At 34.1% G+C, this 16,023-nt stretch carries 12 protein-coding genes; 5 read left to right on the forward strand and 7 right to left on the reverse strand.

Features of this window, described 5'->3' with window-relative positions:
• The first annotated feature begins 32 nt into the window (after positions 1-32).
• A complete protein-coding gene (gene pyrF, locus BC748_RS12025; RefSeq protein WP_133533744.1) occupies positions 33-854 on the forward strand; it encodes an orotidine-5'-phosphate decarboxylase in 822 nt (273 codons plus the stop codon).
• Positions 851-1,642: an alpha/beta fold hydrolase gene (locus BC748_RS12030; protein WP_133533745.1), complete on the forward strand. Its 792-nt coding sequence runs from the start codon at positions 851-853 to the stop codon at positions 1,640-1,642. Before pyrF ends, BC748_RS12030 begins: the two co-directional genes overlap by 4 nt.
• On the opposite strand, the gene BC748_RS14390 is transcribed toward BC748_RS12030, so the two are convergent.
• Both BC748_RS14390 and BC748_RS12040 read right to left on the reverse strand, forming a co-directional pair.
• Positions 1,596-1,874 (reverse strand): T9SS type A sorting domain-containing protein, encoded by a 279-nt coding sequence (locus tag BC748_RS14390; protein ID WP_425459554.1) that lies wholly within the window; start codon positions 1,872-1,874, stop codon positions 1,596-1,598. The genes BC748_RS12030 and BC748_RS14390 overlap by 47 nt on opposite strands.
• A 38-nt stretch (positions 1,875-1,912) precedes the next feature.
• Entirely contained in the window at positions 1,913-3,922 is a 2,010-nt protein-coding gene (locus BC748_RS12040; protein ID WP_133533747.1) for a T9SS type A sorting domain-containing protein, read from the reverse strand.
• A gap of 81 nt (positions 3,923-4,003) precedes the next feature.
• Between BC748_RS12040 and BC748_RS12045 the strand changes: the two genes are divergently transcribed.
• Complete coding sequence (locus tag BC748_RS12045; protein WP_133533748.1) at positions 4,004-4,813, forward strand: ABC transporter substrate-binding protein; 810 nt, start codon at positions 4,004-4,006, stop codon at positions 4,811-4,813.
• A gap of 157 nt (positions 4,814-4,970) precedes the next feature.
• On the opposite strand, the gene BC748_RS12050 is transcribed toward BC748_RS12045, so the two are convergent.
• Positions 4,971-5,678: a DUF4197 domain-containing protein gene (locus tag BC748_RS12050; RefSeq protein ID WP_133533749.1), complete on the reverse strand. Its 708-nt coding sequence runs from the start codon at positions 5,676-5,678 to the stop codon at positions 4,971-4,973.
• A gap of 122 nt (positions 5,679-5,800) precedes the next feature.
• On the opposite strand from BC748_RS12050, the gene BC748_RS12055 reads away from it, so the two are divergent.
• Together BC748_RS12055 and BC748_RS12060 are read left to right on the forward strand one after the other, a co-directional pair.
• Complete coding sequence (locus tag BC748_RS12055) at positions 5,801-9,226, forward strand: methylmalonyl-CoA mutase family protein (RefSeq protein WP_133533750.1); 3,426 nt, start codon at positions 5,801-5,803, stop codon at positions 9,224-9,226.
• Positions 9,227-9,350: 124 nt separating this feature from the next.
• Positions 9,351-9,845 (forward strand): hypothetical protein, encoded by a 495-nt coding sequence (locus BC748_RS12060; protein WP_133533751.1) that lies wholly within the window; start codon positions 9,351-9,353, stop codon positions 9,843-9,845.
• 210 nt (positions 9,846-10,055) lie between these two features.
• Here BC748_RS12060 and BC748_RS12065 read toward each other — a convergent pair whose 3' ends face one another.
• From BC748_RS12065 to BC748_RS12080, 4 genes are all read right to left on the reverse strand, one after another.
• Positions 10,056-13,607, reverse strand: coding sequence for a choice-of-anchor I family protein (locus BC748_RS12065; protein ID WP_133533752.1), 3,552 nt, complete (start codon positions 13,605-13,607; stop codon positions 10,056-10,058).
• A gap of 394 nt (positions 13,608-14,001) precedes the next feature.
• Positions 14,002-14,208, reverse strand: coding sequence for a hypothetical protein (locus BC748_RS12070; protein WP_162846463.1), 207 nt, complete (start codon positions 14,206-14,208; stop codon positions 14,002-14,004).
• A 170-nt stretch (positions 14,209-14,378) separates the two neighbouring features.
• Positions 14,379-15,080, reverse strand: a complete 702-nt coding sequence (locus BC748_RS12075; protein ID WP_133533754.1) for a VIT1/CCC1 transporter family protein — start codon at positions 15,078-15,080, stop codon at positions 14,379-14,381.
• A 249-nt stretch (positions 15,081-15,329) separates the two neighbouring features.
• The gene (locus BC748_RS12080) at positions 15,330-15,725 is read right to left on the reverse strand and encodes a hypothetical protein (RefSeq protein WP_133533755.1); all 396 of its coding nucleotides are present in this window, start codon (positions 15,723-15,725) and stop codon (positions 15,330-15,332) included.
• Positions 15,726-16,023: the final 298 nt, after the last annotated feature.

Consider the following 16,023-nt stretch of genomic DNA (forward strand, 5'->3'; position numbering starts at 1 on the left):
ACAAATGATACTATCTTTTTAAGATTAAATAAATGACAACACAACAACTAACCCAACAAATCCAACAAAAAAAATCATTTCTCTGCATCGGATTAGATGTCGATGTAACTAAAATTCCACAACATTTACTCGAACTAGAAGATCCAATTTTTGAATTCAATAAAGCCATTATAGATGCTACACATGATTTATGCGTTTCCTATAAACCAAACACAGCTTTCTATGAAGCTTATGGATTAAAAGGTTGGCAATCGCTCGAAAAAACAATTAATTACATCAACCAAAACCACCCAGAAATTTTCACCATTGCCGATGCAAAACGCGGTGATATTGGAAATACTTCCTCCATGTATGCTAAAGCATTTTTAGAAGATTTGAATTTTGACAGCGTAACCGTTGCGCCATATATGGGCAAAGATTCTGTAGAACCATTTTTAGCTTTTGAAAATAAACACACTATTTTGTTAGCCTTAACTTCCAATGAAGGTGCGTTTGATTTTCAAACAAAACTTTCCGGAGGAAAAGAATTGTATAAAACCGTCATTGAGACTTCCAAAACTTGGAAAAACTCCGAAAATCTAATGTATGTCGTTGGAGCAACTAAAGCTGAATATTTTACCGAAATCCGTAAAATAGTTCCCGATAGTTTTTTACTTGTTCCAGGCGTTGGTGCACAAGGCGGAAGTTTACAAGAAGTTTGTAAATTCGGAATAAACTCCAATGTTGGTTTACTAATCAATTCTTCTCGCGGAATTATTTATGCTTCTAATGGAACAGATTTTGCCCGAAAGGCTAGGGAAGAAGCACTGAAAATTAAATCTGAGATGGAAGTTATATTAATGAAAAACAATTGATTGCCTATTCAATATATACAAACGAAAACACCAATCAATGGGTAACATTTGTTCATGGTGCAGGTGGAAGTTCTTCTATTTGGTTCAAACAAATTAGAGAATTTCAAAAGCATTTCAACGTTTTGTTACTAGATTTAAGAGGTCATGGCAACTCTAATTCCCAAATCAAAAACGCATTCAAGCATAAATATACTTTTCAATCTATTGCTAACGATGTTGTAGAAGTATTAGATCATTTAAAGATAAAAACATCTCATTTTGTTGGGATTTCTCTCGGAACAATAATCATTAGACAGTTAGCCGAAGAAAATCCTTCTCGTGTTCAAACCATGATTTTGGGCGGAGCAATTCTTAAAATGAATTTTCGCTCTCAAATATTAATGCGTTTAGGCAATGTTTTTAAATACATTTTGCCCTATTTGGTTTTGTATCGATTTTTTGCTTTTGTGATTATGCCTAATAAAAATCACAAACAATCAAGAATACTATTTATAAATGAAGCAAAGAAATTATATCAAAAAGAATTCATTCGATGGTTCAAACTCACCGCTGAAATTAATCCAATCCTAAAATGGTTTCGCCAACAGGAACTTAATATTCCCACTTTTTATGTCATGGGTGAAGAAGATTATATGTTTTTACCAACAGTCAAAAAAGTGGTAGAAAAGCATTATTTATCTTCTCAATTATTTGTAATTAAAAAATGTGGACATGTTGTTAATGTGGAACAAGCTACCGTTTTTAATCAAAAAGTAATTGCATTTTTACTACGTAACAAAGGCGTTTAGTTTTGATAAACTTTGAAGTGTAAATTTCTTTATTAGATTGAATTTTAATAACATAAACACTTTTACTTAAACTCGATAAATCAATAGTTTTTTGTTTGGCATTGACAGCAAATGTTTTTAATTCCTGACCAATAACCGAATAAATTTTTGCTTGATTTCCAACTAAATTATCTTCTATTTGAATTGTCAATTGCAACCCGTTTTTCCGTGAGTTACAGCATTTAAAATACAAAAATAAATGGAAGAAATTCTGATAGTAAACTTTACAAATTAGAACTTAATAATTTTTTCTGTTTTAGTTTCACCAGTTTCAGATTTAATTTTCAATAGATAAATCCCGCTATTCAATTCCGCTATTGAAATTATTTTTGAATTGTTGGTATATCTTTTAATTTCTTTTCCTTGTAAATCGTAAATAGATTTTTCAAGAATATCAAATGATGTTGTTATAAATATTTGATTATTGGCAGGATTTGGATAAATGCTAAAATCAAAAGGTTCAAACATCTCATTGTTTAAAATAGTTGTTGCAACTATTCCAATACTCGGATTCAAATAAGTTCCACTTCCAGTAGTTTCAAGTTTAATGGCTTTTACTAAATAATATCTTATCACATCGGTCAAATCACCATCATTATAAAATAAATTTGTTGTTGGTGTTGAAGTTAATCTTTCAAAAGGACCAAATTCGGTATAACTTCTATAAACGTGATAACCAATAATATCTGTGTCTGTTGATTGTAACCAACTTATAGAGTGACCATTTGAAAAAGAAACTTGAACATTTGTTGGTGGTTTCACTTGATTTAACCTCAATGTTGGATCTCCATGGTATTGAAAATGCGTACGATTCCAATAATCAGGTGTGTCATATTGTTGTGATGGTTTTTGATATAAAGAATTAGTTTGACTGTGATCCATAATTCGTTTACAACTCCAACCCATTGTTTCTCCCATTCCAGGTTGATGAAAAATATTAATTCCAGTTGTGGTATAAATCAACCCTAAACATTTTGTGTTTTGAGCTAAAAGATCTCTTATTTTTCCATAAGCACCTAGTGTAAAAGGTTCGTCCCAAAATCCCCAATAACTTTGATCGCTAGAAAAAATGGTAGTATTCATTCCATAGGTTTGCCATTGATAAGTATCAGGAACTTGTATATTTTGCATAAATATTTGGTAAGGACCATTTTGTTCAACCCATTGAGGAAAAGGTTGATTTCCTGAATAAAAATCAACATTTTCGGCTTTAGAAATTGGAATGAGACTTCTGTACGAACCATCATTAGAGTTATCATATCCAAAATGGAAAGCGGTTTTGTTTCCCATATCAAAACCATCAGCAACAATTCTATAATTATGCAATCGATTTAAGTAATTTCGGAGTAGGTTTTCTTCATTAATCGAGCTTCCCGCAATATCAGCAAAATCAACTCTTCCAAAAGCCATTTCTAAGGAAGACGGAATATAATCTTGATCCCATTTTAGATCATTTGGTAAATTTATGGCTTTAACATCAATGTTTCCGGGGTTGTAAGTGGCTGCATCAGTGTAAACACCATCAATATCAGCATAAAAACAATCGGCACCACGAGCTCCTTTATTTTCGTCGTGTTCATCTGGTGCAGATTCTCCTTGACCCGAACGTGCTATCGGAATATGACCAAGTAAAAATAAATGACTTGGTTTGTCATTTATTGGCGAATTATTGTAAGCCGCAATAATTGCATTTTTTACAGTAATTATGCTGTTTTCTGTTTCCCATGTTGTGGCTCGTGGTACATATATTTCAATAACAAACCAACCTTCATTAGTTAGATCATGCTTCAATTGTAAAATTTCAGCAGCTAAACTTGTTTCAAAAGAAGTATCAATTACCAAAATCATTCTTCCTTTATAATTGGATTGATCATATCGTAAGCAAGCGGTAACGTAACCTGTTGCAACATCGGTTCCAGTGTTTCTAGAAACTTGATATTCATAGGATTGGCCAACAGTTGCTGTATTGTCAAACCAAGTTGCTGACACTGGATAGTTTGAAACCATTGTTGTCCAGTCTAAATTTGAACCATTTATTGGTCTTCTTTTTATAGTGTAGTTTTCTGATGTATTGTATATATTTTCGAGTAAGTTCAAAGTAATTCCTGCTGGAGTTTCACTTGCCGTTGCAGAAATCAAACAAACTCTTCTTCCGTTAGTGTTGAAATTATAATCGAAATTAAATTGTCCGTATATTTGACTGGTGAAAATAAAGACAAATAAAAGTATATTTTTTTTCATACGTTATCAATTTTGTACTATAAATTTAATACATCTATTGTTTCGATAGTATTAATTAACATTTGTTGAATCTTTTAAAGAATGAAAATCTATATTGACCAAATTGGAAATCATCATGTTTTTGAAACAACACCAAAGCGAATTGTTTCTCTAGTTCCATCACAAACCGAATTATTATATGATTTAGGTCTAGAAGAGAGTATTGTAGGCATCACAAAATTTTGCGTTCATCCGTTTCATTTTAAGTCCACAAAAAAAATTATTGGTGGCACGAAAAAAGTACATTTTGAAAAAATAAGATTGCTTCAACCCGATATTATTATTGCCAATAAAGAAGAAAATATAATTGAAATAGTTGAAGAATTGTCAAAAATTTGTCCGGTTTGGGTAACTGATATCATTACTATTGAAGACAATCTACAAATGATTACCGATTTTGGTGCATTATTCAATAAGCGAACGGAATCTCAAAAATGGATGGATAAAATCAACTTTGCTCGGAATGATTTCAATCATTTTATGAAAGACAAATCGATACAAAAGGTAGCTTATTTTATTTGGGCAAATCCTTATATGGTTGCTGGTGGAGACACTTTCATCAATGAAATGTTGAAGTTGAATAAATTTGAAAATATTTATGATAATAATCCAAAGTATGAAGGTCGTTATCCAGAAGTTGTAGTTCAAAAAATGCGAATTCAAGGCGATCCTGATTTGGTATTGCTTTCATCAGAACCTTTTCCTTTTACCGATGAACATGCGTTTGAATTGGGAAGACATACACATCATGCGAAAACTGTTTTTGTTGACGGCGAAATTTTTTCTTGGTATGGAAGTAGAATTATTAAAGCTTTTGATTATTTCAAGATAATGCACCAAAAAATTGCATAAAAAAACCAGTGCCGTTCAAAACACTGGATTTTTTTTAACTAACCCTAACCAAAACGTGATAAAACCAATTTTCACATTACAAATTTACGTCATGTAGTTTGGTTTTAATGTTAAGGATATGTTATTCTTATGTTATTGATTTCTAAATTTTTAGAAATTATTTTTTGTCTTGTAAAGCAAACACTTTTTTCAATAAATCTGAAGATCTTGAATTTAAGTTGGTTCTAATGCTTTTTTCTTCAACAGCTATCATTTTAAAAACACCTTCAAGCGCTTTGTTTGTTGTATAATCCGTTAAGTCCGGATTTACTTTTTTAACTAATGGAATGGTATTGTATTTTTTAATAATATTTGCCCAAACTTTATCGGCTCCAACTTTAGTAAATGAATTTTTAATTACTGGATTGAACTTTGCATATAAAGCTGTTGTAGTTGAATTTTGCAAATAACTAGTAGCAGCTGTTTCATTGCCCATCAAAATATTTTTAGCATCGCTAAAACTCATTCCTTTAATGGCATCAACGAAAATAGGAGTAGACTCTTTTACAGCATCTTCGGCAGCACGATTTAAAACTAATAATCCTTCATCGGCTAATTTCCCTAAACCTATTTTTCGCAACGAACTGTCAACTTTTTTCAGTTCCTCTGGCAACAATATTTTTACCATTTCATTTTTATAAAATCCGTCTGTAGCAGTAAGTTTTGACACTTGTTTTGAAATTCCATTGTTCAACGCCTCTTTCAATCCACCCGAAATATCCAAGCCTTGTGTCTGTCCCATATTTGGCAATTGATTGGCAACTTGTTGTAATTCAGCACAACTTAAAAAAATAAAGCAACCCAATAATAATAAATAATTTTTCATGTTTTAACTCTTTTTAGAATAATAAATCTTTTGCAAGATAAGCCAAAAATTATGCCAATTATTCTTCGAATAATTTTTAATAAAATCGTAAATTGCGCACTCAAAATTATCATATTCACAATATGGAAGCACAAATACCTTATATTCCTAAAAATAAAGTTCGAATTGTTACTGCTGCATCACTTTTTGACGGACATGATGCCGCTATCAATATTATGCGTCGTATCATTCAAGCCACAGGTGTAGAAGTAATTCACCTTGGACACGACAGAAGCGTGGAAGAAGTAGTTAATACTGCTATTCAAGAAGATGCAAATGCTATTGCGATGACTTCCTATCAAGGTGGTCATAATGAGTATTTTAAATACATGTATGATTTGCTTAAAGAAAAAGGTGCAGGTCATATCAAAATATTTGGCGGTGGCGGTGGCGTTATACTTCCATCTGAAATTGCTGAACTACAAGAATATGGTATTACTAGAATTTATTCTCCTGATGATGGTCGCGCCATGGGTTTACAAGGAATGATTAACGATTTAGTAAAACAATCTGATTATCCTGTTGGAGATGTTCTTAATGGTGAAATCAATCATTTGGAAGAGAAAAATCCAACATCAATTGCTCGTGTGATTTCTTCTGCAGAGAATTTTCCGGATGTAGCCAAAGAAACTCTTGATGCTATTCATAAAAAGAATGAAACATCAAAAATTCCAGTTTTAGGAATTACCGGAACTGGTGGTGCAGGAAAATCATCGTTAGTAGATGAATTAGTTCGTCGTTTTCTAATCGATTTCCCAGAGAAAACTATCGGATTAATTTCTGTAGATCCATCCAAACGAAAAACTGGCGGCGCATTATTAGGTGACAGAATTCGTATGAATGCTATTAATAATCCAAGAGTTTATATGCGCTCGTTAGCAACTCGTCAATCGAATTTAGCGTTGTCTAAATATGTAAACGAAGCTATTCAAGTATTGAAAGCTGCAAAATATGATATCATCATTTTGGAAACTTCTGGAATTGGACAATCCGATACTGAAATTATTGAGCATTCCGATGTTTCGTTATATGTAATGACACCCGAATTTGGTGCGGCAACTCAATTGGAAAAAATTGACATGCTTGATTTTGCCGATTTAGTTGCATTGAATAAATTTGATAAACGCGGCGCACTAGATGCATTACGAGATGTAAAGAAACAATACCAACGCAATCACAATCTTTGGGATGTAAATCCAGAGGAAATGCCAGTTGTTGGTACTATTGCTTCTCAATTTAATGATCCAGGAATGAATACGTTATACAAGCGTATTATGGATAAAATTGTAGAAAAAACAGGAGTTGATTTACATTCTACTTTTGAAATTACTCGTGAAATGAGCGAGAAAATCTTTGTAATTCCGCCACACAGAACACGTTATTTATCTGAAATTGCAGAGAACAATCGCAAGTATGATGAAACGGTTTTAACACAAGTAGAAGTTGCTCAAAAGCTTTATGGAATTTACAAAACTATTGAAAGTGTAAATAAAAAAGCGCCTAACTTTGACAAATCAGGAATTGATACTACTAGTTTGAATATCAATATTGATAACGGTGACTTCTTAAACTTATTGGTTAAGGAATTCGACCGCGTAAAAATGAACATCGATCCGTTCAATTGGGAAATAATAATCACTTGGAACGACAAAGTAAACAAATATAAAAATCCAGTGTACAGCTTTAAAGTGCGCGACAAGGAAATTAAAATCCAAACGCATACCGAAAGCTTATCGCATTCACAAATCCCGAAAGTGGCGTTGCCAAAATACCAAGCTTGGGGCGATATTTTGAAATGGAATTTACAAGAAAATGTACCTGGAGAATTTCCTTTTGCATCTGGACTGTATCCGTTTAAACGTGAAGGCGAAGATCCAAGTAGAATGTTTGCTGGCGAAGGTGGACCAGAACGTACTAACAAACGTTTTCATTATGTTTCTGCGGGTTTACCCGCAAAACGGTTATCAACCGCTTTTGATAGTGTAACATTATATGGAAATGATCCTGATTTGCGTCCAGATATTTATGGAAAAATTGGTAACGCTGGTGTTTCCATTTGTTGTTTAGACGATGCGAAGAAATTGTATTCCGGATTTGATTTAACCCATCCATTGACTTCGGTTTCAATGACGATTAATGGTCCGGCGCCAATGCTATTAGGATTTTTTATGAATGCGGCAATTGACCAAAGTTGCGAAAAATACATCATCGAAAATAATCTTCAAGTAGAAGTAGAAGAAAAAATAAACGAAATCTACAAGAAAAAAGGAATTCCAAGACCGAGATACAATGGCGAATTACCAAATGGCAACAACGGTTTAGGATTGATGCTTTTGGGCGTAACGGGTGATGAAGTTTTGCCAACAGAAGTATATAAAAATATAAAAATAAATACGCTAGCCCAAGTTCGTGGAACGGTTCAAGCGGATATTTTAAAAGAAGACCAAGCACAGAATACGTGTATTTTTTCTACTGAGTTTGCACTACGATTAATGGGCGATGTGCAAGAATATTTTATTCAAAAGAATGTTCGTAATTTCTATTCGGTTTCTATTTCGGGCTATCATATTGCTGAAGCAGGAGCAAACCCAATTACACAATTAGCGTTTACCTTAGCCAATGGTTTTACTTATGTAGAATATTATTTGAGCAGAGGAATGGACATCAATGACTTTGGTCCCAACTTGTCGTTTTTCTTCTCCAATGGTATCGATCCAGAATATGCTGTGATTGGACGTGTGGCAAGAAAGATTTGGGCAAAAGCCTTGAAAAATAAATACGGTGCCAACGAAAGAGCGCAGATGTTGAAATACCATATCCAAACGTCTGGTCGTTCGCTTCATGCGCAAGAAATTGATTTTAATGACATCCGAACTACGTTGCAAGCACTTTATGCTATTTATGACAACTGTAATTCGTTGCATACCAATGCTTATGACGAAGCGATTACTACACCAACCGAAGAAAGCGTTCGTCGTGCGATGGCAATTCAATTGATTATCAATAAAGAATTAGGTTTGGCTAAAAACGAAAACCCAATCCAAGGTTCGTTTATTATTGAAGAACTTACGGATTTGGTAGAAGAAGCTGTTTTGAAAGAATTCGACAAAATAACTGAACGTGGTGGCGTTCTTGGTGCTATGGAAACAATGTACCAGCGCAATCAAATTCAAGAGGAAAGCATGTATTATGAAATGCTGAAACACACTGGAGAGTTTCCTATTATTGGTGTAAATACGTTCTTGAGTTCGAAAGGTTCGCCAACGGTTTTACCAGCGGAAGTAATTCGTGCTACCGAAGAAGAGAAACAGTTCCAAATTCAAACGCTTGAAAACTTGCATAAAGCAAATGCTCATGTTGTTCAAGAACAATTGAATATTTTACAAGAAGCAGCCATCAACAACCAAAATATGTTTGAAAAATTAATGGACGCTACGAAGGTTTGCACGCTAGGACAGATTACAAGTGCGTTGTTTGAAGTTGGCGGACAATATAGAAGGAATATGTAGGTTATTTTTAGACTACTTAGATTAGTTAGACTTCTTAGATTGTTAGATTTTTAGACTTCTTAGATTTTTAGACTGGTTAGATTGGAGGATTGGTAAGAATGTTTTGAATTAAATTAAATAGGTTATGAAAAAAAGAATTTTATTACTCCTTTCCGTTTTTTGGGTTGCTATTAGTTGTTCTTCTTCAGATGATAATAGTACTACTGTAGATTCAAATATCTTAGTTGATGGTGTTGCATTTAATCCAACTAACTTTAGAGTTGATAACGGAAGTTCAAATGCTCTTGGCGTGTCCTCTTTAGTTTTTAGTCTAACTAAAGGAAGTATATATACTGCTAATTATGAGGCATTAGTTTTTACGATTGAATATCCATTAACTTCTAGTAGTTCTCCAAACGGCACTTATGAATTTGGTATCGGAGAAACTGCTACTACATTATTCGCAAATGGTTCTTATGCCAAAGGAACGAAGTTTTATAGTTTAGCTGGTTATTCCGTAAAAGTTACTGCATTGGGAGAAAGCAAGTATAAACTTGAGTTTCAAAATATAGAAGCAGTAAGTTTTCCTGATGGTTATGTAAAAATAGTTTCAGGTTATTGTGAAGGAGATTTTAATTAAAATTGTTTGATTTAAGAATAAAAAACCTCACATGACTGTGAGGTTTTTTTTTGCTTCTCAATACATTTTTGGCTTTAATGGTTTGTGTTTCTATTTATAGTTTTAGTGAGCCAAAAACACTCGAAGAGACGAAGTGGATTTACAATTTTTTTAGAAAAAAAAGACCTTTCATCACGAAAGGTCTTTTTAAATTATTTCAAACAATAGTATCTATTTGATAATCAATTTTTCAATCATTCCGTCAGTTGTTTTTAGAAGGTAAATTCCTTTTGGGTAATTCATTTCTAAAGTGGTTGTATTTTCTTTTTCGGTAACTCTTCTTCCTGTTACATCAAATAAACTAACCGAGACTTCTCTGTTGAAATAAACTTTTCCATCAATTACAGGATTTGGATAAACAACAAATGAATTTGGATTTCCAATAAAATCGTCATTGCCAAGTGTATCGTTTGTAATTTCATAGATACTCAACGTTGCGCTAATCTCATTTGCCATAACTACTAATCCTTTGTTAATTGGACTGTTAGTAGGAGCGATGTAAATAATACCTTCTGGTGCTAAATCACCTCCAACTGCAGTTGTAGTTCTACTGTTTTTATAAGAAACAAATACTGGAGCTAATGGATTTGTAATGTCATATGTCATTAAACCACCTGTTCTTTCTAAGGTAATAAACGTATACGTTGCACCATTGATTTGACCAACCGTAATTCCTTCTGGTTCTGGACCTTTATTATCGCTTCTGTTTTTTAAGTTATTGTTATCGTTGCTTGCGTTGAATAAAGCCTCAAAAGTTGGATCATTAGCCGTAATTTTTTCAAAATCATCACCACTGTCATACACTAATTGTCCTGTGGTTGTATTCCAAATACTAAACGAACGTGAACCAAAAACGTGAATTTCATCAAAATCGCCGTCATTATCGGTATCACCAGAAGCATTGGTTACTGTTAATCTTCCTAAATTGGAATTCTTTTTAAGCAAAGCAGCATTAGGGAAAACGCTTGAGTCTAAAGTATAAGCACTACTTCCTACGCGAACTTCTTCGGCTAAAGCATCATAATCTCTTGCATCACCTTCATTGGCAGTTACAAGATAAGTTGTTCCTGCAACAGTATAATTGGCAATAGCATCTGGCATATACATTCCTTTTATTGGCCAATTGCCCATGAATATCGCTCCAAATTGATCTGATGTATCTAATGAGTTTCCAGTTAAACTATGGTCTTTTAATCCTAATGGAGTAATAGCTGTGATTTGGTTTGAAACTAAATCAATTGTTGCCACAGCATTGTTTTCTTGCAATGTTACCCAAGCTTTTAAACCATCGTCTGCTACAGTAATATATTCTGGTTCAACGTCTTTTGAAACTGTTGCATTTACACCAAAAACTCTTAATCCGCTTGCTTTTAAAGTCGCTAATTGACTATCAAAAGCATTGAAATTTAAATTCGTAACATCCGATTGTTGCACGTTGTTAAATCCACCACTCACATTGATTATTGAAATACTTCCTTCTGGATCAATAGTATAATCGCTGTTTGGTTGTCCTTCGTTTGCTGTTAGCACTTTTGTTCCTTCTGGTGTGAACGTAATCATATCTGGTAAAACACCCGCTTCAACAACTGAACCCACTGTTCCGTTGGCATCCATGAAAACTACTTTTCCGTTACCGAAATTGGCACCTTCCACTGTTGCAACTAAAATTCCGTTTTTGAACGCAATACTTGTTCCTCCAATTCCATACGAAGACAAATCGATTGATTGTATGCTAGTGATAGCTGAAGGGTTTGAAAAGTCTAAAATTTCTACTTTTGAAGCGGTAGAATTCATCACAAATAAACGTTGTGTTACTGGATCGTGCGCTACGATTTCTGCTGAACCCGTTGCATCTACTAAATAGCTCGACAGGAAATTAATGTCTAAAGCATTTGAACCTACAGCTGCGTCCGTTTCGTCATCAAGGATATAAACTATGTTTTGTGAAATACCAGTAATGTTAGCTCCTGAAGCATTTGAAATGGCTAACACAAAGTATCTATCTCCATTAGCAACAGCATCATCGTTTAAAGTAACATTTACAGTTTGTGATGTACTTCCTATTGGGAAAGTTATCGTTTCATTAGTGTAAGTATATTCCGTTCCGTTAGTTGCTGTTCCTACATTCGAAACAATGGCAACATTAACGGTAACTATAGAAGCAGCAGCATTAGAAAGATTGATTGTTATTTGTGCAGTTCCATCATTTTCGTTAACAATCCTTGTTTCTGAAGCAAATGCAATATTAGAAGCCAAAACAGGAGTGAATGTTCCCGGCGAAGCTAAAACATTTAAACCTAACGATTGCCCAACTAAATTAGTAGCTGGAGCCCAATTGGTTCCGTCGTTTAAGTTTCCATTTGGATTTAATAATTCTAACGAAGGACCATTTCCGTCAGGTGATAAAGGCCAAGGCGACGCATCGTCATAAGAAACTTGACTGATTATAGCTCCAATTGAATTCAGGATTTGAAGGTTTTCACCACCGTTTCCAAGCGCATTACTAATTCCTTGTGGCATATCAATAAACGATACACCATAAAAAGCATCCGCGCTAGTTTTGTCTGTAGCTAATAATACTATACCACCAGCAGCAATTGATAATTCACTAAATTCAAAAGTGAAGTTGCTTTCGTCTTTTACTTTTATACCGCCTAATGCAATGGCAGAAGCCGAATTGTTATAGATTTCTATAAATTCCAATTGGTTTGAATTAGCCGAAGGTGCATTGTACATGATTTCAGTAATAAGCAATCCTGAAGTCAAGGTATTGTAATATAAACTTGGACTGACATAAGTAGGCGACAACGCATTGTTTGAAGCATCTTGAACATTGCTAACCGTTAGTTGATATGCACTTCCAATGGTAAAACCTGAATGTGTAAGTGTAACGGAATTCAAGGTAGCGTTATAAACCGCACTCGTAATAGTTAAACTTGGAGCAAAATCATAATTAGCAATCGTTTCAGCTGATGCTGGGTTTAAGCTTTCTGAAAATATCACTTCAACTGTATATTGAGTTAATACATTTACAATGGCGACCGTTGGAGCCGAAGTATCATTAGCCGAAAAAACAAATTGCGTACTATTGAAAGGTAAATCAGGAGTTGTGCTATTATTATGGTCGTCTGCAGCAGTATCTTCCACTTGCCAGTTGGCAGGATTGTTCAATTGCGATAAATAGCCGTTAGCGTTTAATCCGGTTCTAACTCCGTTGTAGTTGGCGATATCTGTACCTTCTGGTAAGACAATAGCGGTTGAACCCACTGTTAAACCTGAGTTGGTCAAATCGCCAAAACCTGTTGAAGAATTTGAAATAGCGGCTAACATCGTGCTAACTGTTCTAGGCGATGTTCCTAAAAAAGCAAACATGGCATCACTAGACGAAGAAAGTCCGCCAGCGTTATTCACCGTTATGCTTCCTATTGATGGTGTAATGGTTGCACTAATTGTGTTGATAGCAATAACAGTTCCTGCTGGAATAACCGTTGCGCCAGATGACCATGTGAAGTCGCCTTCGTCTGTGCCAAAACTGGTGCCATTCCATTCTGAATCACAAAAAATAATAGTTGTGTTTGCTGGGATTTCTTTAAAGGTTACAAAAGCGATATCATCATCGCCATCGGCATTGAACCCTACAAATGCAATGTCGCCAGTGGTAGTCAACTGCGCTTGCATCCATGAGGTCACTAAACATAGGAGTAGAGTAATTTTAATTTTCATAAGATAAGTATAATGTTGTTTGTGCAAACTTACCTTAGAAATGCATCTTAGTGTGTTATCTCAAAATCATGAATTTATGTTTAAAACATTATGCTAATGTGTTGAAATAATTAAGAGGTTAGAGAATTGTTATGAGGATAGATTGTTAGACTACTTAGACTTGTTAGATTGTTAGACTACTTAGACTTGTTAGATTGTTAGATTGTTAGATTTTTAGATTATTAGATTGTTGGCTTCTCGATACATTTTTGGCTTGGATGGTTTGTGTTTCTATTTATAGTTTTGGTGAGCCAAAAATACTCGAAGAGACGATGGATTGATGGGTTGTTAACTAGCGGAGCACTGAATTGACACTTTTGCCAAACAGTGTTATGTCATTGTTGTTTTTTTTTCGTCAGTTTTCATTTTCGTCTTGTTCAACATTTAAAATATGAAGTAGTCGGTGAATTATTGGTGAAAAGAATACAGCCGTTATACTTAAAAATGCAACTCCGCTATACAAAGCATAGATTGAAGAGAATATTTTTGCTGTAGGTGAAGTCATTTCTACAACTGGTCCCATACATGTCAAAATCATACAAAGCCATATGAAAACTGTCAAGCCAAGGGATTTGTCCAAAATAATGATTGCCAACCATGCCCAATAAAACGGAAAATACTACTAAACCATAGCAAATATTCCATAACTTCCAAGTCTATATAAGAAGTGAGTAAACGTTGTAACTTTCTGTCTTCGATTCTCTAATTTCATTTCTTTACTACTTTTAGGAATTAAACCTTAACACCAAATATATAACCCACTAATGCAGAAAGTACCATGGCTATTGTTCCCCAAATGGTAATTCTAATCACAGCTTTTTTTATGCTTGAACCACCTGTTTTGGCAGACGTTACGCCAAGTATTACAAGAAAGATAATCGTGAAACCATATAACCAATACTCCATACCTTTGACAGGTGCAAAAAGCACAATCAATAATGGTAGAACACCACCAACAGTAAACGATGCACCCGAAGCAAAAGCAGCTTGAATTGGATTGGATTGACTAATTTCGTTTATCCCTAATTCATCTCTAATATGAGTTCCTAGGGCATCTTTCTCGGTTAGTTCAATTGCAACTTGCATTGCAGTTTCTTTTTTCAATCCACGTTTCTCATAGATTTGCGCTAAAATGTTAAGTTCTTCTTCAGGCATTTCATTTAGCTCTTGTCTTTCTCGTTCAATATCTGATTTTTCGGTATCTGTTTGTGAACTTACTGAAACATATTCTCCTGCTGCCATAGATAGCGCACCAGCAACTAGTCCTGCAACAGTTGCTAATACAATCGGCTCTCTTGTTGAACTTGCTGCTGCAACTCCTATTGCAAGACTTGAAATTGAAATTATTCCATCATTTGCACCAAGAACAGCGGCTCTAAGCCAATTACTTCTGTGTATATAGTGGTTGTCTAAATAATTTTCTAAGGTTATCATTTTCTGTTGATATTAGCTGTTTTTTCAAATTAGAACTATCAGTTTTAATTTGTATTGGGTTGCGAATTTTGTAACTGCTTTTATATGTTAAAGATAAAGTTTTTTTGTGAAAAAATAGGCACAACTGTAGAAAAACCTACATAGGGTTTTTAACAAAGGCTATAGACTTTGAGTAGTTGTTTGTGGCTTTTCGATACATTTTTGGCTTGGATTTGTTAGACTACTTAGACTTTTAGGCTGTTAGATTATTTATTTCCTCTCAAATACCATTTTTCCGAATTCAAGTTTAAAAACAAGGAGTTTATCGTCAATTGAGTGGATTTCTGCGCTTTCGTCTTCGTTTTCACTAGAGATGTCGCTTTTTTGAATGATGGTTTTTCCGTCTTCGGAGATTTTGTATGTTCCGTTGATTTTGTTGGACTCAACGCCACTCTTGGTATTGGTAAAATTTCCATCAGGAGTAAAACATACTACTGTGTTTTTTGCATTCTTGTTTAATTCTTCTGCAAAATCGACTTGCTCACTGAATTGTAGTTCTTTGAATATCCAGCAACCTAGTATTTTTTCTGCATTACTATTTTGGGCTACTGATTTTAAATTGGTTAAGATGAAAAGAAGAAGGAATGTTATTTTTAGATTGTTCATGGTTGTATGTTTTACAGATTTTAGATTGGCTCAAAGGTTCTAAACTATGAATTGGTCTGACAAATGCTAAATCTTTATTAATTACTCAAATATATAAAAACAACAATCATAAATTAACTCCATTAATTATTTTCTTAAAAAACGCCATCGTTGACATAAAAGACGTCATCGATTACGTCAGCAACGTCAAATTTGGCATCAGTGACGTCAAATTTGACGTCAACAACGTCATCGTTGGCGTTCAGACCACTAAAATTGGGTAATAGTAGTATTAAAACTAAGAATTGACCTTTACAAT

The organism is Flavobacterium dankookense, assembly GCF_004362665.1.
In the GTDB taxonomy this organism is placed as follows: Bacteria; Bacteroidota; Bacteroidia; order Flavobacteriales; family Flavobacteriaceae; genus Flavobacterium; species Flavobacterium dankookense.